General features: G+C 36.3%; 24 protein-coding genes. 20 read left to right on the top strand and 4 right to left on the bottom strand.

The genetic code is table 11. The features are described 5' to 3' along the window. Nucleotides 1–176 precede the first annotated feature (176 nt). The 4 genes from AC4AGG_RS03300 to AC4AGG_RS03285 all read right to left on the bottom strand — a co-directional run bounded on the left by AC4AGG_RS03300 (nucleotide 177) and on the right by AC4AGG_RS03285 (nucleotide 2896). Nucleotides 177–365 carry a hypothetical protein gene (locus AC4AGG_RS03300; protein ID WP_489770556.1) on the bottom strand — a complete coding sequence of 63 codons (189 nt, stop codon included), beginning with the start codon at nucleotides 363–365 and terminating at the stop codon, nucleotides 177–179. Between the two features lie 627 nt (nucleotides 366–992). Further along, entirely contained in the window at nucleotides 993–1442 is a 450-nt protein-coding gene (locus tag AC4AGG_RS03295) for a GNAT family N-acetyltransferase (protein ID WP_489770555.1), read from the bottom strand. 21 nt (nucleotides 1443–1463) lie between these two features. Continuing rightward, complete coding sequence (gene yihA, locus AC4AGG_RS03290) at nucleotides 1464–2084, bottom strand: ribosome biogenesis GTP-binding protein YihA/YsxC (protein ID WP_489770554.1); 621 nt, start codon at nucleotides 2082–2084, stop codon at nucleotides 1464–1466. 50 nt (nucleotides 2085–2134) lie between these two features. Continuing rightward, a complete protein-coding gene (locus AC4AGG_RS03285; RefSeq protein WP_489770553.1) occupies nucleotides 2135–2896 on the bottom strand; it encodes an alpha/beta fold hydrolase in 762 nt (253 codons plus the stop codon). A gap of 234 nt (nucleotides 2897–3130) precedes the next feature. On the opposite strand from AC4AGG_RS03285, the gene mraZ reads away from it, so the two are divergent. The 20 genes from mraZ to AC4AGG_RS03185 all read left to right on the top strand — a co-directional run bounded on the left by mraZ (nucleotide 3131) and on the right by AC4AGG_RS03185 (nucleotide 25476). Then, a complete protein-coding gene (gene mraZ / locus AC4AGG_RS03280) occupies nucleotides 3131–3595 on the top strand; it encodes a division/cell wall cluster transcriptional repressor MraZ (protein WP_489770552.1) in 465 nt (154 codons plus the stop codon). A 32-nt stretch (nucleotides 3596–3627) separates the two neighbouring features. Beyond that, nucleotides 3628–4533: a 16S rRNA (cytosine(1402)-N(4))-methyltransferase RsmH gene (gene rsmH / locus AC4AGG_RS03275; RefSeq protein ID WP_489770551.1), complete on the top strand. Its 906-nt coding sequence runs from the start codon at nucleotides 3628–3630 to the stop codon at nucleotides 4531–4533. Nucleotides 4534–4620: 87 nt separating this feature from the next. Then, on the top strand, nucleotides 4621–4983 hold the full coding sequence (locus tag AC4AGG_RS03270) for an FtsL-like putative cell division protein (RefSeq protein WP_489770550.1): 363 nt from the start codon (nucleotides 4621–4623) through the stop codon (nucleotides 4981–4983). Then, complete coding sequence (locus AC4AGG_RS03265) at nucleotides 4970–6958, top strand: penicillin-binding transpeptidase domain-containing protein (protein WP_489770549.1); 1989 nt, start codon at nucleotides 4970–4972, stop codon at nucleotides 6956–6958. The genes AC4AGG_RS03270 and AC4AGG_RS03265 overlap by 14 nt, the downstream gene beginning before the upstream one ends. Before the next feature lie 3 nt (nucleotides 6959–6961). Then, on the top strand, nucleotides 6962–8422 hold the full coding sequence (locus tag AC4AGG_RS03260; protein ID WP_489770548.1) for a UDP-N-acetylmuramoyl-L-alanyl-D-glutamate--2,6-diaminopimelate ligase: 1461 nt from the start codon (nucleotides 6962–6964) through the stop codon (nucleotides 8420–8422). Nucleotides 8423–8462: 40 nt separating this feature from the next. Further along, nucleotides 8463–8819, top strand: coding sequence for a four helix bundle protein (locus AC4AGG_RS03255; protein ID WP_489770547.1), 357 nt, complete (start codon nucleotides 8463–8465; stop codon nucleotides 8817–8819). Nucleotides 8820–8870: 51 nt separating this feature from the next. Next, nucleotides 8871–10112, top strand: a complete 1242-nt coding sequence (gene mraY, locus AC4AGG_RS03250; protein WP_489770546.1) for a phospho-N-acetylmuramoyl-pentapeptide-transferase — start codon at nucleotides 8871–8873, stop codon at nucleotides 10110–10112. 74 nt (nucleotides 10113–10186) lie between these two features. Continuing rightward, nucleotides 10187–11518, top strand: a complete 1332-nt coding sequence (murD, locus tag AC4AGG_RS03245) for a UDP-N-acetylmuramoyl-L-alanine--D-glutamate ligase (protein ID WP_489770545.1) — start codon at nucleotides 10187–10189, stop codon at nucleotides 11516–11518. A gap of 13 nt (nucleotides 11519–11531) precedes the next feature. Next, entirely contained in the window at nucleotides 11532–12278 is a 747-nt protein-coding gene (locus AC4AGG_RS03240; RefSeq protein ID WP_489770544.1) for a porin family protein, read from the top strand. A gap of 16 nt (nucleotides 12279–12294) precedes the next feature. After that, on the top strand, nucleotides 12295–13533 hold the full coding sequence (locus AC4AGG_RS03235) for an FtsW/RodA/SpoVE family cell cycle protein (RefSeq protein ID WP_489770543.1): 1239 nt from the start codon (nucleotides 12295–12297) through the stop codon (nucleotides 13531–13533). Nucleotides 13534–13607: 74 nt separating this feature from the next. After that, the gene (murG, locus tag AC4AGG_RS03230) at nucleotides 13608–14744 is read left to right on the top strand and encodes an undecaprenyldiphospho-muramoylpentapeptide beta-N-acetylglucosaminyltransferase (RefSeq protein WP_489770542.1); all 1137 of its coding nucleotides are present in this window, start codon (nucleotides 13608–13610) and stop codon (nucleotides 14742–14744) included. Nucleotides 14745–14829: 85 nt separating this feature from the next. After that, nucleotides 14830–16191: a UDP-N-acetylmuramate--L-alanine ligase gene (gene murC / locus AC4AGG_RS03225; protein ID WP_489770541.1), complete on the top strand. Its 1362-nt coding sequence runs from the start codon at nucleotides 14830–14832 to the stop codon at nucleotides 16189–16191. A 53-nt stretch (nucleotides 16192–16244) separates the two neighbouring features. Continuing rightward, on the top strand, nucleotides 16245–17102 hold the full coding sequence (locus AC4AGG_RS03220) for a cell division protein FtsQ/DivIB (RefSeq protein ID WP_489770540.1): 858 nt from the start codon (nucleotides 16245–16247) through the stop codon (nucleotides 17100–17102). A gap of 15 nt (nucleotides 17103–17117) precedes the next feature. Next, on the top strand, nucleotides 17118–18482 hold the full coding sequence (ftsA, locus tag AC4AGG_RS03215; protein ID WP_489770539.1) for a cell division protein FtsA: 1365 nt from the start codon (nucleotides 17118–17120) through the stop codon (nucleotides 18480–18482). 30 nt (nucleotides 18483–18512) lie between these two features. Next, nucleotides 18513–20363, top strand: coding sequence for a cell division protein FtsZ (gene ftsZ, locus AC4AGG_RS03210; protein WP_489770538.1), 1851 nt, complete (start codon nucleotides 18513–18515; stop codon nucleotides 20361–20363). An 80-nt stretch (nucleotides 20364–20443) separates the two neighbouring features. Beyond that, complete coding sequence (locus AC4AGG_RS03205; protein ID WP_489770537.1) at nucleotides 20444–20890, top strand: GatB/YqeY domain-containing protein; 447 nt, start codon at nucleotides 20444–20446, stop codon at nucleotides 20888–20890. A gap of 459 nt (nucleotides 20891–21349) precedes the next feature. Then, nucleotides 21350–21760 carry a BrxA/BrxB family bacilliredoxin gene (locus tag AC4AGG_RS03200; protein ID WP_489770559.1) on the top strand — a complete coding sequence of 137 codons (411 nt, stop codon included), beginning with the start codon at nucleotides 21350–21352 and terminating at the stop codon, nucleotides 21758–21760. A 90-nt stretch (nucleotides 21761–21850) separates the two neighbouring features. Continuing rightward, nucleotides 21851–24520, top strand: coding sequence for a TonB-dependent receptor (locus AC4AGG_RS03195; protein WP_489770536.1), 2670 nt, complete (start codon nucleotides 21851–21853; stop codon nucleotides 24518–24520). Nucleotides 24521–24584: 64 nt separating this feature from the next. Beyond that, nucleotides 24585–24752, top strand: coding sequence for a hypothetical protein (locus AC4AGG_RS03190; RefSeq protein ID WP_489770535.1), 168 nt, complete (start codon nucleotides 24585–24587; stop codon nucleotides 24750–24752). Then, complete coding sequence (locus AC4AGG_RS03185) at nucleotides 24712–25476, top strand: GLPGLI family protein (protein WP_489770534.1); 765 nt, start codon at nucleotides 24712–24714, stop codon at nucleotides 25474–25476. The genes AC4AGG_RS03190 and AC4AGG_RS03185 overlap by 41 nt, the downstream gene beginning before the upstream one ends. The last annotated feature ends 19 nt before the right edge of the window (nucleotides 25477–25495 follow it).

Below are 25495 nucleotides of genomic sequence, written 5' to 3'. Positions count from 1 at the left end.
TTTATTAGTATTATGTTTTAGTTTACAATATTTTCATATTGCAATGTTTTTTGTAAAATCAATAGCATTAATTGACCAAAAGGTTGATATTTAATATAGGATTTGGTGTTTTTTAGTTTATTTTCTACGAAATTATTACTAAAATACATGTGTAATCTTGCCAAATGACAAGTGGTTTACTCTTCCTTTTTAATTTTTCTTTTTAATCTAGAGAATGAAGTGGGTGTAATCCCAAGAAACTGTGCAACATACTTATCTAAGACAGTATTAGCTAATAATGGTCTATTTTCAATCAGTTTTCTATAACGTTCTTCCGCCTTGGCGTATGCGAACCCTTCAATACGGGTAACCGGCGCATGGGCCATATTTTTTATGGTATCGGTATAGAAACGAAATATACCAGGATGTTTTGAAGCATATGACTCTAATAAATAAAAGTCAAATCGAATAACGCAAAGGTCGGTGATAGCTTCAAATACGTATCTGTTGATTTTCTCATTGGTATTGAAAAGGTGTCAGGGGACATGAAGATTTGATCATCATGGATCAGAAAAAGCACCTTTTCATCAAAATCTTCAGTAAAGCGATAGCCACACAAAACTCCTGATTCAACAATAAAAAAATATTTTGAAACGGTATTGATATCTAAATAACATCCGATTTTTTATAATTCTTTTCGACACCGATAGACTCAAGAAGTTGTGCTTCTTCATCGGAGAGGTAGGGATAATGGCTTTTGAAATTCTTCATTTTGAATTTGTCTGTGTCTTTTTTTTCAAAACAAATTAAGTATTAATCTCGGAATTTTTTGTTGTCAAATGATAATTCGTGTCAACGGTAAAATTATTAAATTAACTTATATACAATTCTGAGATTTCATAGGGTTTTGTAATTGATACAACATTCAAAAGAGTAGTCGAAAAATAAATGTAAACTAATTATGGCTGATAATTTCTCAATATTGTTAGGTAGCAAGATTAAAGCTTATAAATTTACTTTCTCAGCATTTCAGTGTGCGGGATATTATCTTCAAGATACTTTTTCCCTGTATCCTGAAAACCAAAACTATGATAAAAGTTGATGAGGTAGTCTTGTGCTGAAATTCTGATTTCTGAGGTTTGAAATCGGGTTGCAATGGTTTCGATAGCTAGTTGCATTAGTGTTTTTCCCAGTGATTGTCCTCTTCCTTTTTCGGTCGTGAGAACGCGACCAATAGAAGTTTCATCATATTTAATTCCCTTTGGGAAAATTCTACAATAAGCTACAATGTCACCATCTTTTGTTCCGAAAAGATGAAGCGCCTTTTGGTCATAAAAATCCAATTCTGGATAAGGGCAGATTTGTTCGACAACAAAAACATTAACCCTTGCTTCTAATATTTTATAGAGTTCTAAAGTAGATAGTTCATCAAATGATTTAACAGACCAGATGATATTATTCATTATAATAGAGAGATTTTGATTTTACTCAAAACGGATTTTATTCTTTCTTAGATATTCGTTGGTTTGCTGAAGATAGTCCAGAATGGCATCGGTTCCTTCTTTTTTTTCTGCAGAAGTCGAAAACATTTGAGGAGCCTCTTCCCATGTTTTGAGAAGTTCTTCTTCGTATTTCTGGATATTCTGTATCGCTGCGTTGGGCTTTAGTTTATCGGTTTTGGTGAATACAATCGAAAAAGGGATGCCGCTTTCTCCGCACCATTCGATGAATTCTAAATCGATTTTTTGTGGAGTATGTCTCGAATCAACGAGAACAAAAAGATTGACCAAATTTTTTCGGTTAAGAATATAATTGGTAATCAGTTTTTCGAAATCTTTTCTTTGTACCTTAGAAACTCTTGCGTATCCGTAACCTGGCAAATCGGTGAGATACCATTCCTCATTGATAAGGAAATGATTAATTAATTGAGTTTTACCTGGCGTTTGAGACGTTTTTGCTAAATCCTTCCTGCTAAGCAACGCATTAATTAGAGATGACTTTCCAACATTAGAGCGTCCAATGAATGCGTATTCTGGAAGGTTGGGCTCTGGACAGTCTTGCCATCTTTGACTGCTTTTTACAAAATCAGCGGTTTTAATTACCATATTTTCAAAAATAAAAAACCATTAAGAGTCCTTAATGGTTGAGTATAGACTTATTCTTTGTTTTTCAGCCAATTATAAAGAATCTCGTTGAATTCTTTTGGTTTCTCCATCATTGCAGCATGTCCACATTTGTCAATCCAAAACAAATCCGAATTCGGAATGTACTTGTGCATATCTTCTGCAACTTCTGGAGGAGTCACATTGTCTTGCTTGCCCCAAATAAGGCAAGTTGGGCAAGTAATCTTAGGAAGGTCATCTAACATATTGTGTTTGATGGCACTTCTAGCGAGCATAACAGTTTTGATTCCCTTCATTCGGTCGTTAACAACTGCAAAAACCTCATCAACCAGATGGTCTGTTGCCACACTTGGGTCGTAGAAAACTTCTTGAGTCTTCTTTTTAATATATTCTTTATCGCTTTTTCTTGGGAAACTGTCGCCAAAAGCTCTTTCGTACAATCCGGAGCTTCCCGTAAGGACTAGATTTTTTACCAAGTCAGGACGTGCTAAAGTCAGGATAAGACCTATATGTCCTCCCATCGAATTGCCTACAATTGTAACAGGTCCTTTCACGTGTTCTTCAATAAATTTTGCAACAAACTTGGAGATTGCTGTAAGATTGGTATTGAGAATGGGCAAGTCGTATATCGGAAGTTGAGGAACCAGAATCTTATATCCCTTTCCGGAAAAGAATTGAATCATTTCATCAAAATTACTCAGACCTCCCATCAATCCATGTAATAGGACTAAAGGATGACCTTCTCCCGCCTCAACAAACGTGAATTTTTTCTCTTTTCTGGTTTTAAATATCATATGATAGAATCAAATGCAAAAATACAAATAAAGAAATAAAAAATTAAAAGCAATGCAGAGATATCAATATTATTTTTTTTGAATTATAAATGTGCTTTTTTATGTGGAGAGAAGTTGGTTTTAATGATTTCAGAACCAACTTATTAGGTTGTTAAGGTCAAAAGTTATTCACATTAAGTCAAAAAGTGGGAAAAAGTGGGACGGTTTGAAATTTTTTGTATATTTTTGCTCCAAATGAACTATTTTTTCGAGACATACGAGTGCAAGATAGACGAAAAGGGGAGGTTAAAATTACCTTCGCCTCTAGTTAAGCATTTGGAAAGTGTTGAAGATAAAAACTTTGTCATTAAGCGAGCGGTTTTTCAAAAATGTTTGGAAGTCTATCCAATGGGTCCTTGGGAAAAAATGATGCAGAAGATTAATAAATTGAATCGTTTTGTCAAAAAAAATACAGATTTCATCAGGATGTTTACAGCTGGTGTTAAGACTGTTGACTTGGATAAAGCTGATAGGATATTGATTCCGAAGGATTTGAAGGTATTCGCAGGCTTGGACAAAGAAATTGTAATCTCTGGAGTCGGAGAGTTTTTCGAAATCTGGGACAAAGAGGCTTACGAAGAAAATATTGCAACTAATCAGGATGACTTTGCTGCTCTTACTGAAGAGGTCATGGGAGAAATTAATTTGGAAGACGAATAATTTCAGAATCAAAATATAAGAAATATAACATTTTGTATAACGAAGAATATCATATTCCGGTTTTGCTGGAGAAAAGCGTAGACGAATTGGTTGTTAATCCCGACGGAGTATATGTTGATTGTACTTTTGGAGGAGGCGGACATTCTCGTGAGATTCTGAAAAGATTATCAGAAAAGGGAAGGCTTTATGGTTTTGACCAAGATTTGGATGCGTTGGAGAATAAGATAGATGATGACAGATTTACCCTTATTAATCAGAATTTCAGATATCTCGAAAACTCGCTTTGGGCATATGGAATAGAACAAGTGGATGGGATTTTGGCTGATTTGGGGGTTTCTTCACATCAATTTGATGAGCCAGAAAGAGGTTTTTCCATAAGAGCAAACGCTCCTTTAGATATGAGGATGAACACTTTACAGCATTTAGATGCCAAAAAAGTGATTAATGAATACGAAGAAGAGCGGTTGGCAGATATCTTTTATCATTATGGGGAATTGCGAGACGCAAGAAAGTTGGCAAGAATCATTGTTCATAAAAGGAAAGAAAAAGGGATTGAAACAACTGATGATTTGAAATCATTGTTTCCTTTTATTCCACAGCATAAGCAAAACAAATTTTTTGCTCAGGTTTTTCAGGCAATACGTATTGAAGTTAATCAAGAGTTGGAAGTTTTGAAGGAGATGCTTGAACAGTCTTACAGAATGTTGAAGAAGGATGGGAGACTGGTTGTTATTTCATACCACTCATTAGAAGATAGATTGGTAAAGAGATTTTTAAAAAACGGAATGTTTGAAGGAGAGCCGCAACGAGATATTTATGGTAACTACCAGAAAGCATTTGAATTGAAGCAAACCAAGGCAATCATTCCTAACGAGAACGAAATAGAAGATAACTCTCGTGCAAGAAGTGCTAAATTAAGAGTTGGAATTAAAGTATAAATAATAAAAGATGAATGATAAAAGATAAAATGTTAACAAAGAGTTAGTTATTACTGATCAATTATTATTCATTAATCATAAAAAAACGTGGCGAAAAGAAAAACATATCAGCCTCAGAAGAAACTTACTTTCATAGATATTGTGAAGGGTAACTTCTTGAATCGTGACGAGATCAAAAGTCACTACAAGTTTTTTCTTTTATTGTTCCTAATGTTAATGGCCATGATTTATAGTAATCACTTGGTCAATAAGAAGATTAAAATAGTTAATGGGCTGAAGGAACAAGCGGAAGAATACAAGTCAAGAAATGCTTTTGCCCAAAGTAGGCTCATCAAAGTGAAAATGGAGTCAGAATTGGGAAAAGAGATGGTGCATGATTCATTATTACCGCTAGAAGAGCATCCACATAAATTGTTAATAAAACTAGACAGTACCTATGCAAGCAAATGAGTTTGATATAAAAAGGAAGAAGACCTTACGATGGGGCTACCTTTTTGCAGGGGTTGTTATAGTGATGTTTATAGTTTTTATTGGGAGAATTATTTTATTACAAAACACCAATGTAGAGGAAATTAAGGCGGATTATATTAATAATAATTATAGAGAAGCTACTTTGAAGGCCGCGAGAGGTAATCTTTATGCTTCTGATGGTTCTATTTTGGCAACAACAGTGATGAGATACGATATATATGTCGATTTCAAAACTATTAAAGATACAGCCTATAGTAATAATATTGGTGCATTGTCGGATTCTCTTAGTAGGATGTTTGGAAAGTCAAGTTCTTACTATCGTCAGAAATTCGATAACGAAAGAAAGAAGGGCAACCAGTATTATTCGCTTATTAGAGGTTTAGACTTTGATCAATACGATAGAATCAGAAATTTTCCAATCTTTAAAAAAGGGAAGAATAAAGGAGGTTTTATCGTTGATCGTAATTATCGCCGAGAATTAGCCACTACAGAAATTGGAGCAGGTACCATCGGAATGGACAATGGTCAGTACAAATCTGGTTTGGAAGGAGCTTTTTCCAAATATCTCTCAGGTGTAGATGGAAGTCGATTAGAGCAAAGAATCAACTCTTCTCAGTGGAAACCTATTGATTATTGGAGAGAGAAAGAGCCTATCGATGGTAAAGATGTTTATACCACTTTGGATTTAAGAATTCAAGATATTGCGCATTCAGCATTGGAGAAGCAATTGATTCAGTTTGATGCAAAACATGGGACGGTCATCTTGATGGAAGTTGCGACAGGGAAGGTAAAAGCAATGGTGAACTTGCAGAGAACCGAACCTGGAGTGTACGTTGATGCCTATAATTATGGTCTTAAAGATAATATAGAGCCGGGCTCCACATTTAAGACTATTTCGCTTCTTGCTGCGATGGACGACGGATTTATTGATGAATCAACAACAGTTAATGTTGGAGGTGGAGTATGGAATTATAAAGGACAAAGAGTAACCGACGGACACGGTGGTGGAACCTATGAGATTAGTGATGTTTTGGCAAAATCCAGTAATGTCGGGACAGCTAAATTGATTACTAAATATTATGGAGATAAGCCAGAAGTTTTCCTCGACCATTTGCGTCGTTGGAAACTTTTTGATAAAATGGATATTGAACTTCCTGGAGTAACGAAGCCATTTATTTATACTCCCAAAAGTAAAAGATGGACTCCAGGGACTTTGGCTTCTATTTCTTACGGTTATGCAACTAATATCAACTTGCTGCAATTGGCTACCTTTTATAATGGTATCGCTAACAAAGGAGTAATGTTAAAGCCTCTTTTCATTGACAAAATAATGAGAGACGGACAAGTTCTTTATGAGGCTAAACCACAAGTGATGGTAAAGAAAATGGCTTCTGACAAGGCGATTGGGATGATGACAAGCGCACTTACAAAAGCAGTTGAAAAAGGAACTGCAAAAAGTATATTTACACCTAACCTTAGAATGGCTGGGAAAACAGGTACTGCAAGATTTGAGTATTGGCTTCCTGGTCCCATGAAATATAGAGCGTCATTTGCGGGGTTTTATCCAGCAGATAACCCCAAATATACTTGCTATGTAATGGTAAGTGAGCCTGATGTTTCCAAAGGATTTTATGGAGCTACCGTTGCAGCACCCGTTTTTAAAGAGATTGCTGGAAAGACCTTCTTAAAAACGCCTCAAAATGTTGAAAAGGATTTACTGGTGGACAAAAAGGTGGATTTGTCAAAGTTGACCGAGCCTAATGTAAAAATTGCAGTCAACGGGAATCTGATGCCGGAAGTAACCGGAAAAATTGGAAAAAATGTGATTCCTCAGTTAGAAAACTTAGGATATCGTGTACAATATAAAGGAGTTGGAAAAATTTTGGAACAGTTTCCTTTAGCCGGAACCAGAATTAAAAAAGACCAAAGAATTTATTTAAAATTACAGAATTAGAAAATGATATTGTCTGACTTACTTAATAGAGTCCCTGTTTTAGAAACCCAAGGCGAAACCAATCGTGAGGTTTCCGAATTGGTATTTGACAGCAGAAAAGCAAGTGAAAACTCGCTGTATGTTGCTGTCAAAGGGAGTGTTGCAGATGGGCATAATTTTATTCATTCTGCAATTGAGAAAGGAGCGTCAACGATTGTTTGCGAAGAACTTCCAGAAAATTTGGAAGGGGAAATAACCTATATCAAGGTCAAAGATTCTTCAAAAGCTTTAGGGAAATTGGCCTCTAATTTTTTTGGAAATCCGTCAGAGAAATTAGAATTGATAGGTATTACAGGAACCAACGGAAAAACGTCGGTGACCACATTACTTTTTCACATTTTTGAAAAATTAGGTTTTTCTTCCGCATTGATTTCGACAGTAGAATATAGAATTGGCGACCATATTATTCCTTCGACACATACAACGCCGGATATTATTACTCTTAATAAGATCTTGCGCGGAGCCGTAGACAAAGGTTGCGAATACGCCTTTATGGAGGTGAGTTCTCATGGGATTCATCAAGATAGGATCGAAGGTTTGCATTTTAAAATTGCAGGTTTTACCAACATTACTCATGACCATTTGGATTATCATGGAAGTTTTGATGAATACTTGAAAACCAAGAAAAGATTCTTTGATGAACTTCCCGAAGGAGCAATAGCCATCACCAACTATGACGATAAGAATGGCAAGGTGATGTTACAGAGCACCAAAGCCGAGAAGAAATCATTCGCGCAGAAAACCATGGCCGATTATCATGGAAAGGCGATTGAAATTGACTTCAACGGAATGTTGCTGAATTTCAATGGAAAAGAATTTTGGACCACGTTAACAGGAAGATTTAATATCTATAATCTGCTTTTAGCGTATGCGGTTACCGTTGAATTGGGATTCCATGAAGAGGATGTTCTAAGAGTTATTTCAGAATTGAAACGAGTCTCAGGAAGATTCGAAACTTTTCAATCAGATTCTGGAATTAACTGCATTGTGGATTATGCGCATACGCCGGATGCATTGGATAATGTTTTGGACACCATTAATGAAATTAGAACCAAAAACGAGCGATTAATCACTGTTTTTGGATGTGGGGGAAATCGAGATAAGGAAAAGCGACCAGAAATGGGGAAAATTGCAACCCGCAAGTCGACGTTATCCATTATCACATCGGACAATCCAAGAACAGAGAATCCTAACGATATTATTAAAGAGATAGAAAAAGGAGTCGAACCTCAGAATTATAGTAAGTTCACTGCAATTCCTGATCGACGAGAGGCCATTAAAATGGCAATAAAATTTTCAGAGCCCAAAGATATCATCTTGGTTGCTGGAAAAGGACATGAAAACTATCAAGAAATTAACGGAGAAAGGATTCACTTTGATGATAGGGAAACCCTTTTGGAACTTTTGAAACTGATGGGAAAGTGACGTAATTAATAAGTGATCAATGATAATTGATGAAACCAAAATGGATTATAACCAAGTTTTTTCCGAAAGAACAAAGGCTTTAGCTATAAGTATCATCAATGAGTTGTCTGAGATCCCTTATTCTGATAAAGTTTCAGTTATCAGGAAGCAGATATTTAGATCTTCTACTTCCGTTGCAGCTAATTATAGAGCAATGTGCAGAGCAAGGTCTAACAAGGAAAAGTATTCAAAATTGTGTGTGGTTGTTGAAGAAGCAGACGAGACACTTTTTTGGATTGAAATAATGGAAAATTTAAATATAGTTTCGCTTCAAACTTTAAATAAATTAAAAACAGAAGCAGAAGAAATAGTGAAAGTAACATCAACATATAAAAAGAAATTAGGAGAGAGCTTGTGATGGCAATATTTTTCATCACACCTATCAATCATCAATAATCATCTATCAATTATGCTATACTACCTATACGAATATTTAACTCAACAAGGGATTTCGATTCCGGGACTTAACTTGATGCGGTACATTACGTTCCGTGCGGCAATGTCCGTTCTGTTTTCCTTAATTATTGCATTGGTTTACGGTAAGAAAATCATCAATTATCTGCGAAGAAAACAGATGGGAGAATTGGTAAGAGACCTTGGATTAGATGGTCAAAAGGAGAAACAAGGGACTCCAACAATGGGAGGATTAATTATTATTGTTTCTACTCATATTCCGGTGGTGTTGTTCACCAAGATAGATAACATCTACATTATGTTGCTATTAGTCTCTATGATTTGGATGGGAGCGATTGGATTTATTGATGATTATCTCAAGAAGATCAAAAAAAATAAAGACGGACTCAGCGGAATTTTCAAGGTGATTGGGCAGGTAGGTTTAGGACTTATCGTTGGGATTACCATGTATTTCAATTCGGATATTACAGTGAAAAGAAAGTATGCAGACACGCATATTATCAATAGAAATAATGTGGAGCAAAACTTTATGCCCACAGAAAAGATAATGGTATCCACTGTTCCCTTTGTTAAGAATAACGAATTCGATTATAGTGGATTACTATTTTGGATGAATGAGGAAGATGCGCACGAGTGGGCTTGGATTGTTTTTATTCCGATGGTTATTTTTATTGTAACAGCAGTTTCTAATGGAGCTAATATTACCGATGGAATTGATGGATTAGCAGCAGGGACAAGTGCTGTGATACTCCTGACTTTAGCATTTTTTGCCTACGTTTCAGGGAATATGATTTTTGCGGATTACCTTAATATTATGTTTCTTCCGAATATGGGTGAGACCACGATTTTTGCTGTCGCGATGGTGGGTGCCGTGATTGGATTTTTCTGGTACAATACTTATCCAGCTCAAGTTTTTATGGGAGATACGGGAAGTTTGATGTTAGGAGGAGTTATTGCCGTTTTGGCAATTATTCTTAGGAAAGAATTGATGATTCCTGTGTTGTGCGGAATTTTCTTAATCGAAAATATCTCGGTGATGTTGCAGGTGGTTGTTTTCAAATATAGAAAAAGAAAATTCGGGTTAGAGTATGCGCAGAATAACAGACTCTTCCGCATGTCGCCTTTGCATCATCATTATCAGAAAGGAGGCTATCATGAAAGCAAAATCGTGAATCGAATGATTATTATCGGAGTGTTATTGGCTATTGTATGTCTTATCACTTTGAAAATAAGATAAAAAGAAAAAAAACAAACTAACGAATCCTTGAGATTCAAAATAGAATGTCCTTGGTCGAACCAATGGAAAAAAATATGAAAATAATTATTCTTGGAGGCGGTGAAAGCGGTGTTGGAGCCGCGGTTTTAGCGAAGAAAAAGGGATTCGAAGTTTTTCTCTCGGATAGAGGGATGATTTCTGATGCTTATAAAGCGGAGCTTTTAGCTAATGAAATCGAGTTCGAAGAAGGAGCACATGATGAAGATAGAATTCTTTCAGCGGATTGGGTGGTGAAAAGCCCTGGAATTCCCAAAAAAGCAGAATTAATTCTGAAAATCAAAGAGAAGGGAATTAGGCTTTCCTCGGAAATCGAATTTGCTTCGGAGTTTACCGATGCCAAAATTATTGCAATTACTGGTAGTAACGGTAAGACTACTACGACGTCTTTGATTTATCACATTCTGAAAGAAGATAATTTCAATGTTGGATTGGGCGGTAATATCGGGACCAGTTTTGCAAAATTAGTTGCAGAAGACCAGTACGATTATTTTGTTTTGGAGGTCAGCTCTTTTCAGCTGGATGATATTCAGAATTTCAGACCATATATCGCTTTGTTACTGAATTTGTCAGAAGACCACCTTGATCAGTACAATTATAATTTTGAAGAATATGCTTTAGCTAAATTCAGAATAGCGGACAACCAAACAGAAGAAAATTATTTCATCTACAACAAAGACGATGAAATGAGCATGAAGCTTCTTCAGAAATTAGATTTAAAATCAAAATTGCTTCCGTTTTCAATGAAAACTGAAGTCGAAGAAGGTGGATACATCGATGGAGATAATATGGTAGTTAAGATGCAGAACGGATTCAGTATGCGGATTGATGAGCTCTCACTGATGGGTACTCACAATGTTGCTAACAGTCTCGCTGCAGCTATTGCTGGTAATATTTTGAATGTAAGTCATGAAAAAATTAGAACAGCATTGATGACTTTCCAAAACGTAGAACATCGCCTGGAAAATGTTGGGACTTTCAAAGGTGTAACTTATATCAATGATAGCAAAGCAACCAATGTTAATGCTTGTTATTACGCATTAGAAAGTATGAAACACCCAACAGTTTGGATTGTTGGAGGTGTTGATAAAGGAAATAATTACGAAGAAATTGAGCAATTGGTTAAGACGAAAGTGAAGGCAATTGTTTGTATGGGAGTAGATAACTCTAAAATCATCAATTTCTTTAAAGACAAAAAAAGTCAGATCTACGATACAGGTTCTATGAAGGAAGCGCTCGAGGTTTGTAGAAGCGTTGCTGAAGAGGGAGACACAGTACTTCTGTCACCTTGTTGTGCAAGTTTTGACTTATTTAATAACTATGAAGACCGAGGAAGGCAGTTTAAGAAAGAGGTAATAGAAAACCAATAAAAAACACAAAGCCATGAAAAAAATTGTAGCTATTTTCTTGATTTCGATTTTCCAAATTGGATTTGCGCAAAAAAGCGAGAACCAATCAGATGAAAGAGAATTCAAAAACAGTGTGAAATGGGTAGCGACTTCTCAAATTTTGGGAAGAACGCAGATTGCTTATGAGAGAGGATTTGCAAAAAGACATTCCCTCGGATTAGGATTAGGATTCAATATCGGGGGAGGTTTGAAGATTAAAGATGTGACGGGGGATGATCTGTATATCTCTGGTTTGCAATACAAAAGTGGAGTATTCAGCAATTTAGAGTATCGTTACTATATGAAGAAAACTTCTGGAGTAAGAGGCTTCGACGGTTTCTATTTGGGTGCTTACACCAGCTTTTTGAATAGAGAAGCAGATACCAATGGATGGTATATAGATGATAACAACAATAAAAGTTATTTTGATTTAGGAGTTAAAGTACACTCTTTTGTTGTGGGAATTCAGGCGGGTTATAAACTAAGAATTTATAACAGATGGACAGCTGATTTTGTAATTATGGGTCCTGGTTACTCTAATAACAATTTGTCTATTGACTTTAGTTCTTCGGTTAATCAGTCGACGATAGACGAAATCAGAGCAACCATTGGAGACCGATATAATGTGTTAAGTGATAAGTTACCAGAATTTAAAGTGGACGAAGGTAACAACAAGCATTACGAAGCCACTTTTGGCTTGCCTGCTTTCAGGTACGGAATAGGAATAGGATATTCCTTTTAAAAAAATTAAAAAAAGAATGAGCGAACAAAATACAGAAAACAAATTTGAATTTCTAAAGGGTGACAAAGTCCTTTGGATGGCTATTATTGTTATTTCTGTTTTTTCGATTTTTCCAGTGTATTCTGCAAGTTCTAACTTGGAGTACATTGTCAATAATGGGACAACGACAGGACATGTCATCAAGCACATGTTCTTTGTGGTTCTTGGTCTTGCTATCATGCGTTTGGTAGGAACCGTCAAGTACGAATATATCGGGAAACTAAGTAGTATTTTGCTTGGTCTGATGATTGTTTTGTTGATCGTTACGATGTTCACCGGACAGACGATTGATGGAGCAAGTGCTTCACGATGGTTGAAGATTCCTGGGACACCAATTTCTTTCCAGCCATCATCGTTCGCTTATCTCATGCTGATTATATACTTGTGTAGATATTTAGCAAAAAAAATGAAACGGGAGCGACTTCCAATCGAGAATATCATGTACATATTTGCTCCGATTTTAGTTGTTTTTGTATTGGTTGCTAAGGATAATGGTTCAACGGCGTTGATGATTATGTTGGTTTCTATAGCTGTTTTGGTGATTGGTCAGTTGCAATGGAAATATATTGGTGGATTTATTTCAACTTCCATTTTTGCATCGGTACTTTTCATTCTGGTGGCTCTTAATACTAATATGATTGGTGGAAATAGGGTTCATACTTGGATGAGTAGGATCGAGACATTTACTTCGACCAAAACCAATCCTAACCAAATTGAAGACGAAGCAACAAAGGCAAAGAATTACCAAGTCATGCAAGCCAAAGCTGCAATTGTTCATGGTGGTATTACAGGAATGGGACCAGGAAAAAGTGCCTTGAAACAGATGCTACCGCAATCTGCATCGGATTTTATTTTTGCTATTATCGTAGAAGAATATGGATTGTTTGGTGCCGTCTTTTTAATCATGATGTATATGATTATGATGATTAGGATTGTCATGATTGCGAGTAAGATGCCTGCATTTTTCGGTTCGTTGCTGGTGTTGGCAATGGGAGTAATGATTTTTCTGCAACTATCGGTCAATATTGCAGTTGCAGTTAATTTGATTCCGGTAACAGGACAACCTCTTCCGCTGATAAGTTACGGAGGGACTTCGATGTTGGTGACTTATATTCAGTTAGGATTAATTCTTAACGTGAGTTCGAGAATCCAAGTTTATGACGAAGAAGGAATTGGCAAAAAACAGAATATTGAAGAAATAAATGATATAGCTTAATATGAATGATAAAAGATAAGAGATGGGTCATCCCGAGTTCATCAATTATCATTTATTAATGATCAATAATAAGAATGAATAAGAAGATTAAAATATTAATGAGCGGAGGCGGAACAGGAGGACATATCTTTCCTGCGATTGCCATTGCACAGGAGTTACAGAAGAGATTTCCTGACGCCGAATTTTTATTCATTGGAGCGAACGGAAAAATGGAGATGGAGAAAGTTCCACAAAGTGGATTCAGAATAGAAGGATTAAATATCGCTGGATTCGACCGTGGAAACTTGTTGAAGAATCTGGGATTACCGTTCAAGCTTTTCTCAAGTTTGAATAAAGCAAAGAAACTAATTAAAGATTTTCAGCCGGATTTCGCTGTTGGAACAGGTGGATTTGCAAGTGGGCCTGCTTTATATATGGCTGCTAAATTGGGGATACCAACATTTATTCAGGAGCAAAATTCACTTCCCGGGAAGACCAATATTTGGAATGGGAAGAAGGCTAAAACCGTTTTTACCGCTTATCCTAATATGGAACATTTTTTTCCAAAATCACAAGTCAAATTCTTGGGAAATCCTGTTCGTGAGAACATTCTTACTGGAATGATGAACAAGGAAGAAGCGAAGGAAAAACTGGGATTAGATAAAGACAAATTAACCATTCTCTCAGTTGGAGGCTCTCTCGGTTCTCGAACTTTGAATAACGGATGGAAAAAGAATATTGAAAAATTAGTAGAAAAGGACATTCAATTGATTTGGCAAACGGGTAAAACAGATTATGCTGAGATTATGACTAATCAAGAGTCGAGAGCGAAGAGCCAAGATGAGTCTCGAATCTCGAATCTCGAAACTCAAATCTTAATAAAAGAATTCATCTCAGACATGGCTTTGGCTTATTCTGCAGCAGATATTATTGTTTCCAGAGCAGGAGCTATTGCAATTTCGGAATTGGCGATTGCTGGTAAGCCTGTGCTTTTGGTTCCTTTTCCATTTGCAGCAGAAGACCATCAGACCAAAAACGCGCAGACTTTGTTAGAAAAAAATGCAGCACGAATGGTTAAAGATTCGGAAATGGACGACAAATTTTGGAATACGCTGATGGAAATCTGTGATAACGAAAGTTTGAGAAACGAAATGTCAAAGAATTTGGAATTCTTTGCAAAACCCAAAGCCACTCAAGAAATTGTGGATGAAATTTTGAAAACCCTAAGTTAATGAGGCATCGGAGATGCTACCTTTTTGTAGAAGAAAATAGAACGAGTTGTTGAGCTCCGTAGGAGCGACCTAAAAAAAGAATAAAATGAACTATCTCAATACATTCAAGAATTTTTATTTCGTTGGCATTGGCGGCATCGGTATGTCAGCTCTTGCTCGATATTTTCACTCTTTGGGAAGAAATGTAGTAGGTTATGACAAGACCGAAACTAAGTTAACCAAGCAACTTATATCGGAAGGAATCAAGATTACTTTCCAAGATGTTGTAGATGATAGTATCAAAAATCTAAGTGCGGAGGACACGATGGTGATTTATACTCCTGCGATCAAGAAGTTAGAGATTTTGGATTATTTCAACCAACAAGGATTTACAGTTCATAAGCGAGCGAAAGTTCTTGGTTTGGTGACTGAAGACACAGATTGTATTGCGGTTGCTGGGACTCACGGGAAAACGACGACTTCTACATTGGTGGCACATCTTTGCAAGGAAGCAGATTTACCTTTTTCATGTTTTTTAGGTGGAATTTCGGAGAATTTCAAATCTAATTTCATCTTTAATGGAAACGAATATTCTGTGGTGGAAGCAGACGAATATGATAGAAGCTTTCTTCAACTTTCTCCAGATTGGGCGGTGATAACTTCAACAGACGCTGACCATTTGGACATTTACGGTGACAAAAACACCATAGAAGAAGGATTCAAAGCATTTGCAGCTTTGGTACCAGAGGACAGACAACTTTTTGTAAGAAAAGGAATTGAGATCGGAAGACCAAGTCTGTCGTATGCTGTAAATGAAGAGGCAGATTATTACTCCAACAATCTTAGAATCGAAGGAGACTTAATGAAGTTTGACTTCAATCACGAAGGAGAAAAAATTGATTTTTCGTGGCATATTCCAGGGATTCATAACGTAGAAAATGCAACGGTGGCAATTGCGATTTTGCATAATCTTGGCGTGGATTTCGAAACTTTGAAAAAGGGGATTGCTAATTTCAAAGGGATTAAAAGAAGATATACCAAACATATTTTTGAAAGTGGAAAAATCTATGTTGATGATTACGCACACCACCCAACCGAATTGGATGCTGTGATTGGATCGATTAAGACATTTTATCCCGAGAAGAAATTATTGGTAGCGTTTCAGCCTCACCTGTTCAGTAGAACGAGGGATTTTGTAGATGGATTTGCAAAAAGTTTGGAAAAGGCAGATGAGTTGGTGCTTTTGGACATCTATCCAGCAAGGGAACTGCAAGAAAATTTTCCAGGAGTGTCATCCGATTGGCTTTTGGAGAAAATTAATTTAGAAAGGAAAGAAATATCAGGCCTTGATGAGGCATTTAATAAAATTAAAGGAAAAGAATTTGACATTTTACTAACCGTCGGAGCAGGAAATATTGACACTCTTTATGACCCGATTGTAGAATGGTTAGGTTCAAATAATATTTAAAATTAAAGAAAATAATAGTTTAAAACTCGAAACTCGCATCACGCAACTTTTTTATGAAAAACAAGTGGAGAATATTGAAGATTTTGGTAACAGTTATCCTTTTGGGATTCCTGCTCAGTTTTTCATTGAAGCGTTTCAGTAACCAAAAAATTAAAGACAATGAGATTAAAGTCAAGTTATTGAACTCTAATCCTCAAGTGTACTTCATGGACGAGAAGATGATTTCCGATATGGTCAAGAAAGCCAATCCAACACGTCGTGTGGGTGACGTCGATGTACCTAAATTAGAGAAGGAGCTCAACGCAATTCCTTCCGTGGACAGCGCGAATGTCTTTTTGGATTTGAAGGGACATGTCAATGTAGATGTTTTGCAGAAGATTCCGATTTTCAGGTTGCAGAAAGAAGGAAGTGACTTTTATGTTGATGCCAAAGGCAACGAGTTTCCAACTGTTAAGACCTATTCCTACCCTTGTATGTTGGTAACGGGGAAAGTAGATAAGGCAGATTATGTGAAGGTAGGAGAGTTGGTGAAGAAAATCAATGAAGATGACTTTTGCAGAAAGTATTTTATTGGGATAGTAAAGAAAAAATTCAGTTATTATCTTCTGACCAGCGAAGGAAACTTCAAGGTCGAAATTGGAGATTTGGATAACATAGATTTCAAAATCGACGGATTCAAAACATTTGTAGAAAAATTCTTAGTGTATCAGAATCCTGAGAAGTATAGTAAAATATCGGTGAAGTTTGACAATCAGGTAGTCACCACACTTAACCCCAATTTTGCAGAGAACGATAGCATTCTTACTATAAGAAGAAAGCAATTGGAAAAAATTCCAACTAATTCGGCGACCGTTAAAAAAACCGAATCAGAAAAAAAGAAAACCAACAAAGATGAAAAAAAGAATAATTAATCAAATCGACATACAATGGAAAATCAAGAGTACTCAGTTGGATTAGACATCGGGACGACCAAAATCGTCGCGATTGTCGGACGACGCAATTCTCATGGAAAGATTGAAATTATGGGAGTTGGGAAAGCAAAAAGTCTTGGAGTTCACAAAGGAATCGTGAACAATATTTCCCAAACCATCAATTCAATCAAGGCAGCTGTTGCAGAAGCGCAGAACAGTTCTGGAGTTCCCATCAAGAAGGTAACCGTCGGAATTGCTGGCAAGCACATTCGTTCTTTGCAGCATTCGGATTACATTATGAGGGAAAAGCCCGACCAATTTATTACTGAAGAAGACATCGAAAGCTTGAAAAATCAAGTTAAAAAATTAGTGATGCTTCCAGGAGAAGAGATTATTCATGTACTTCCTCAAGAATATAAAGTAGACTCCGAAGGCGAAATCCACGAACCTATCGGTATGCACGGAAAGCGTTTAGAAGCTAATTTCCATGTGGTTGTAGGCCAAATGGGAAGTATCAAAAATATCGCAAGATGTGTTCATGAAGCAGGTTTAGAAATGGAAGCTTTGACTTTGGAGCCTTTAGCGTCTTCAGAAGCGGTTTTGACAACTGAAGAAAAGGAAGCTGGAGTAGCCATCGTTGATATAGGTGGTGGTACAACTGACATCGCCATTTTTAAAGATAATATTATCCGTCACACCTGTGTTATTCCATACGGAGGGGGGATTATTACAGATGATATCAAAGAAGGATGTTCCATTATTGAAAAACATGCAGAGCAATTGAAGGTTAAATTCGGTTCTGCAGTTCCAGAAATGGAGAAGGATTCAACGTATGTGACGATTCCTGGATTGCACGGAAGACCAGATAAAGAAATTTCTTTGAAAACTTTAGCTCAAATTATCAATGCAAGAGTTGAAGAAATTTTGGAAATGGTCAATACAGAAATGAAGGCTTACGGCGCTTTCGAACAAAAGAAAAAATTAATTGCAGGAATTGTTCTTACAGGAGGGGGCTCCAGTTTGAAGAATCTCAGACAATTAGCCAATTATACCACTGGTTTTGACAGTAGAATTGGGTATGCTAATGAGTATATCGCTAATGACAAAAACCAATTCTTGAAGAGTCCAGAGTTTGCAACGTCCATCGGATTATTGATGGAAAGTTTGAAAATAAGAGACAAAAAACCAGTCGTAAAAGAAATGGTGGAAGCTAATCCAGTGATTACAGAAAAAGAAGCGGTGGCTGCAGCGACAGAAACCCTTCCACAGACAGAAGAAAAAGTTTTGGTTCAAGAGACGGTGGAAAACCGAAAAAACAAGCCAACTTTTGGTCAGTCATTAATGGAAAAAGTAAAGAAATTCTTTGAAGAAGTAGAATAATAAATCGTTAATAAGGAAAAACATATACATATGGAAAATTACAACACAGAAGGATTTTCATTCGATTTACCGAAAGGAAACTCATCAATCATAAAAGTAATTGGAGTTGGTGGCGGTGGTAACAACGCGCTGAAGCACATGTACGAACGTGGGATTCACGGTGTTGATTTTGTAGTTTGCAATACAGATGCGCAGACATTGGATAACAACCCAGTGGCCAACAAAGTTCAGTTGGGAATAACCATGACCGAAGGTCTTGGAGCAGGGGCAGATCCAGAAGTTGGTGAAAAAGCAGCTTTGGAAAGCATCGACGAGATCAAAGCGTCTCTTGGACAAAACACCAAAATGGTTTTCATTACCGCAGGAATGGGTGGTGGAACAGGAACTGGTGCAGCTCCAGTTATTGCAAAAGTAGCCAAAGAGCAAGGGATTTTGACTGTTGGAATCGTGACTGTTCCTTTTAGCTTCGAAGGAAAGAGAAGATTAGAGCAGGCTGAAAGCGGATTAGAGAAACTTAGAAATAATGTTGACTCTCTAATCGTAATTAATAATGACAAACTTCGTCAGCAATTTGGAAATCTTGGATTCAAACAAGGATTCTCAAAAGCGGATGAAGTGTTGACCAATGCTGCGAAAGGAATGGCCGAGGTGATCACTGGATATTTCGATGTCAATATTGACTTCCGTGATGCTAAATCTGTATTGCAGAATTCTGGTACGGCTTTGATGTCAACTGGAGTAGCTTCTGGTGAAAACAAAGCTGAAGAAGCGGTGAAGAAAGCTTTGGATTCCCCATTATTGAATGACAACAAAATCACAGGTGCCAAAAATGTACTATTGTTGATTAGAAGTGGGTCAGAAGAAGTAACCATGGACGAAATTGGAGTGATCATGGATCATATCCAAAAAGAAGCTGGTAATACAGCAGATATTATTTTCGGGGTTGGTTCTGATGAAGAATTAGGAGATTCTGTAAGCGTGTTGGTTATTGCAACTGGTTTTGCAAAAGAGAACCACAAAAATACAGGTCCAACAGAAAAAATTAAGTTTAGCCTTAATGATTCTTTGGAAGATAGAAGTAGAATTGTTGAAACACCTGCGGCTCCAAAAGCTCCTGAAGTGATTGTAGAAACGGATTCTGAGCCAAGAAGTCTTTTTCGGTTAGATGACGAAATCGTTGAAGAAAAAGCACCTAATTTTGAAGTTAAAACACCTAAAAGAGAAAATCCATTTGATAAAAAAATGGAATTCAAAGTGGTAGAAAAGCAGGAGGTTCCTGTGACTTCAACTGTGGCATCTACAATTCCTCAACAACCAGAATTGTTCTCTTTTGAAGATGATTTGGAGGCAGAGTCTTTTTCATTTGATTTAGAAGATGATAAGCACGAAGTAATTACTGAGGAGGTGAAGACCATTTCTAATGAAGTGAGTTTCACAGAGGAGAAGCCTATTGAATTCAGCTTTTTTATCAATGACAAGGAAGAAGAAACGGTAGTTTTCGAGGAGAAAGTAGAGGAAGTTAAGGAAGTTGTTGAAGAAGCGCCTCGTACATTTCCACAACCTATCGTTGCGGAAAAACCGGTTGTTGAAGAGGTAAAAGAAGAAGTGGAGATTCATGAGGAGTTCACTTTTATCAGCAAGCCAACAACTAATGTAGACCGTTCTGCTGAAAGAAGAAACAAGTTGCAAGAATTCAATTCGAGATATCAAGTTTCTGAAAATGCTAACGATTTCGAAACCGTTCCTGCATTCAGAAGAAAAAATATTTCTATCAATGACAGCAATGCATCAGACCAAGAAATCAGAACATTCCTTACGGAAAATGACAGAGGTCAAATGCAAGTTCGTGAGAACAGATTTTTGAATAAAGACGTAGATTAAACTATAATGCAGTAATGTACCAGTCTAACAATCTAACAATTGCTACACTGTTATATTGTTCCATTGTTAAAATATAAATTATGAGTTTAGAAATAACTATTAATCAGGCAATAGTCACTGCAATGAAGGCTAAAGATAAAGTAGCTTTGGATGCATTGCGAGCTGTGAAATCTCAAATTCTTTTAGCTAAAACAGAAGCCAAAGGCGCTGAAGTTTCTGCTGAACAAGAGTTAGCGATTTTGCAAAAAATGGTTAAACAAAGAAAAGATTCATATGAGCAATTTGCTGCGCAAGGAAGAAATGACTTAGCAGAAGTAGAAGATGCTCAGATGAAGGTCATCGAGCAATATCTTCCGGCGCAATTGTCGCCAGAAGAATTAGAAGCAGAACTGAAAAAGATTATTGAAGACACACAAGCAGAATCTATGAAAGACATTGGAAAAGTGATGGGTGCAGCTTCAAAAATTTTATCAGGAAAGTCAGACGGAAAAAGTATTTCCGAAATGGCGAAAAAACTGCTAAGCTAAAAATGAAGGATGAAAGATGACTGATGATGGGAGATAAATTCCTCCATCACCCAACATCCATCATCCAACACAGTATGGATATTCAACCTTTGCATATCGATTTGATTGTAAGCCCGGACTTTCGAGTTCGGGTTTTTTGATGGACAAAATGTCTCATATTTTGGTTTGGAATAATTTTGATAGACTTAAGTAATAGAAAAATAAATTGCTAATCCGCTTTTTATCATAATATGCAAAATCTTTGAGAACTTGGCTAAATGAAATGCCTTTACGAACAGTAAAACATTGGGTTATTAAAAAATAATCTTTGCGCTAAAGGTTTCATTATTACAAAAAACGGATATGCACAGAAATAAAAATTTAATTAAGTATTTTTGCAAAATAATTGGTTGAAAATTATTTTCATTTTATTAAATGTCACGTAAGCTCAACCTTAATCTTAACCTAAACTTTATAAATATGTATCCAGAAGAATTAGTAATGCCAATGAAGCATGAACTTACTGATAAAGGTTTCCAAGACCTTACCTCACCAGAAGCGGTTGATGAAGCGCTTAAAAAAGAAGGAACCACTCTTTTGGTGGTGAATTCGGTTTGTGGTTGTGCAGCAGGAGCAGCAAGACCAGGAGTGATTTTTTCATTAACAGGAGACAAAAAACCAGATAATTTAGTGACTGTATTCGCAGGTTTTGACACCGATGCTGTATCTGAAGCGAGAAAACATTTGGCTCCATTCCCTCCAAGTTCACCTGCAGTAGCATTGTTCAAGGATGGTGAGTTGGTTCACATGTTGGAGAGACACCACATCGAAGGAAATCCAGCAGGAGCAATTGTTGCTAATTTGCAAGCTGCTTATGAAGAGTACTGTTAATTAGTATTCACTAACAATAAATTTGAAAAACCTTTGTAACATTTACAAAGGTTTTTTTACTTATAGCTTATTGACAAAAAAACAGAATTCATGAAAAATGTACTATCTTTACTTTTAATTTTCTTTGTTTCATTCGCATTTTCTCAGAGCACCATTTCTGGTGTACTCAAAAATGATGAAGGAACCGCTGTTGCCAGCGCAAGTGTTACTGTAGAAGAACCAGGGAAAGACGCCATTATTGCCTATGCAATTTCTAATTCCAAAGGAGAGTACAAAGTGACATTTACGAGTTCTGAGCCAGAAGTTGACCTTAAGGTGAAGGCTTTCAACCATAAAGTAGTAGTACAGAAAATATCTAATAAAACACAATCTAAGAATTTTTCACTTCAATCAGAAGCGACGCAAATTCAAGAGGTTAAATTAAAAACCAAGCTTATCACCAAAAGAGGAGATACTATTTCTTATGACATTAAGCAATTTGACAGCAAAAGTGACCGTACCCTTGCAGACGTTTTGAAAAAAATGCCAGGAATCGAAGTCAACTCAGATGGAACCATCCTGTATCAAGGTGAAGCCATTAACAAATTCTATGTTAACGGAAAAGACCTGATGGAAGGAGGTTATGGAACAATCAATAATGCCTTACCAAAAGATGCCGTAAAAGCCGTAGAAGTTTTGGAGAACCACCAACCAGTGAAGATTCTGCAAGATAAAGTTCCGTCAGAAAGTGCGGCTATTAACGTTAAACTAAAAAATAAGATCACGATGACAGGTCGTGGAGAAGTTGGGACAGGCTTTGGAGAACCTTGGCTTTGGAATCTCAAGCTAACCCCCATGTTTTTTGGACAAAAAAGCCAGTGGGTAGTTAATTATAAAACCAATAATGTTGGAGAAGCAGTTGAAAACGAGGGTAACATTATGGGTTTTGGAAACCGATGGGAAGGAAGAAGAGGAAATGCGTCTCAAGATGTTTGGCTTAGTGTAGAAAGGGCTTCTACTCCAGATGTTCCTGTCCGAAGATACCTTTTTAATAACGTTCATTATGCGTCAGCCAATTATATGACCAATATTGATGATAAAAAAGAATGGGAACTGAAGGCTAATGCTAACTATACCAATAACACTGTTGAAAGAGAGTCCTATTCTAGTACAACTCAATATGATGAAAACGGAAATTCTAATCTTATCACCTATGATATTTCAAATCGATTCTATACCAATAAGGCCAAAGGGGAATTAATTTTCACTAAAAATGCTAAGGAAAAATTTTTTAAAAACGTAACTACTTTTACTCAGTTTTGGAATGCTGACAGAGCTTTAGCAAATCGATATTCAGAAAATCGTTATGGGCAAGAGGCTTTGCAAAAGCCAACTTCTTCTTTCCAGAACTCTTTAAGCACTATTCTGCCTTGGAAGAAGAAGCTAATTAATTTGCAATCTTATGTTAATTATCAAGATGACAACCAGAACTTAGATATCTTGCCTGCAAGCTATATGAATATTAATAATTTCAATGTTGGTAGTGCATCCATGATTAGACAAGATTTATCATTAACTAACATTACCATCAATAACTCTGCAAATGTGAGTTTTTCACAAAAGATGTGGACATTCACACCTGAGATTGGTTATAACTATACTAACGATCAGTTGCAGTCTGATTTGTACAAAGATCAGACAAGTTTTGGCTCTGATTTTACAAATGATTTGACATACACTACTTCAATTCCTTATGCCTCTGTAAGGATTAATTATAAGAGTGATGCTTGGAGTTTGTACTCTAATTTCCCTCTTAATTTTAATAATGTGAAAGCGAAAGATCCATCTAGGTCAGTTGACAAGTCAATTAATAAAGTAACTTTTGAACCGAGCTTATTTGCGCAATATTCTTTTGCTTCTTTTTGGAAACTAAGCGGGAATGGTAACTATAATTATAGTTATGGAGAAATTGCCTCCGCTTATGCTGGAAGGATTTTGCTAAGCCCTTCTTCAATTAATAGTATGAACGCTAGTAATCCTATCCCAGAATATGTAACTAAAGGCGCTGGTTCAAGATTGGAATATAGAAATCCGTTAAACAACCTCTTTTTTAATGTTGGATATAACTACAGCAGAACAGATAAAAACTTATTAAGCAATCGTATCTATAATGTTAATACAGGGTTCTACGACACGCAGTTTTTGAATATTGATAACTTTAACGATTCTAATACTTATCGTGCGGAAGTTGGAAAGTATTTTCCATCATTTAAAACAAATATTTCTGCGAGTTATACTAATACTGACTCAAAATCTGAAGTTGCTTATAATGATAATCCGGTGGAGAATAAGTCTAATTCTCAGAGCTATGGCTTCAAATTTAATAATACTTACTTTTCGTGGATGAGTTTAGACTATAATATGTCTTTTTCTTTGAGTAAAGTAAAAAGTATTAATGATAACTCGTCAAAAGGATATAACCATAACTTGAGTGCTTATTTTTATCCTGCTGATAAGCACACTATTGGATTTTATTGGGACCAATTGAATACGGCAACCAATAATGAAACTGCGAACCAATCATACAACAATCCTTTTTACGATGTTTCTTACCAATATACATGGGATAAAAAGAAAATCGATTTCGAAATTAAGTGGATGAATATTGCAAACCGAAAAGTATATGAAGAATATACAGTAGGTAATACTTCAGACAGTTACACTCGCATGAAGATCCGTCCGAGTCAAGTGATGTTCACGGTGAAGTTCAATTTTAAATAAGGTTTTCTGTTTTTTTCTGAATTTTTAAAATAATAGTATTTTAGCTTTCAAATATTATTTAGATATGAAGAGATTACTTCTAATGTTTACTCTAAGTTTTGGATTATGCAATGCGCAGGTGCATAGTTTTATCTATGAATATGAAGCAATTCCAGATTCTACTGACAAAACCAATATTGTTAAGGAAATTGTTGGATATTTCAGAAAAAAAATCCGAATATTACAGCTATGACCGTTTTGTGCAAGATTCTACAATGAATGCGGAGATCCAAAAACAATTAACAGCAGGAGGTAATAATTTTAGTTTTTCTCACTCCTCAAAAAAAGGTTCTATCGGGTATAAAGTGATTAAGGAATATCCAGATTTTAAAACCTATCTGATTGAACGTGTTTCAATGGATAATTATAAAATTGCTGAAGAAGAAAAACCCAAATGGAAAATCCTTTCGGAAACTCAACAAATAGGAGAATACAAAGCACAGAAGGCGACAACCGATTTTGGCGGTAGAAGCTGGATTGCTTGGTTTTCGACGGATTTACCTTTTCAGGATGGGCCATACAAATTTTATGGACTCCCGGGTTTAATTGTCAAAATTGAAGACGTCACAGGCTCTCACAAGATGACTTTGGTCGCTAACAAGCAAATTGCTGAAAAACAGGAGACTCAATTGCAACTTCCAGGAAACGTTCGTATGGTTGGGATGGGAGGAAAGGAGATTGATTGTACAGAGAAACAATTCAATAAAGTTTACAAAGATTATATTAAGGATCCGAGTAAGAATATCCGTCAAATGATGATGCAAAATACGCCAACAAACAAAGTGGTATTTAAGATGAAAACTGCTGATGGAAAGGAGATATCGGACATGAATGAAGTTGCGCGCAGTAATGAAAAAATGGTACAAGAAGCCGCCAAACGCAATAACAACAGAATTGAACCTTCCCTTTACAAATAAAAAAATCCCGATCATTTGG

This window comes from Chryseobacterium sp. CG10_8 (assembly GCF_058117085.1).
This window is presented reverse-complemented; position numbering and strand designations above follow the sequence as displayed.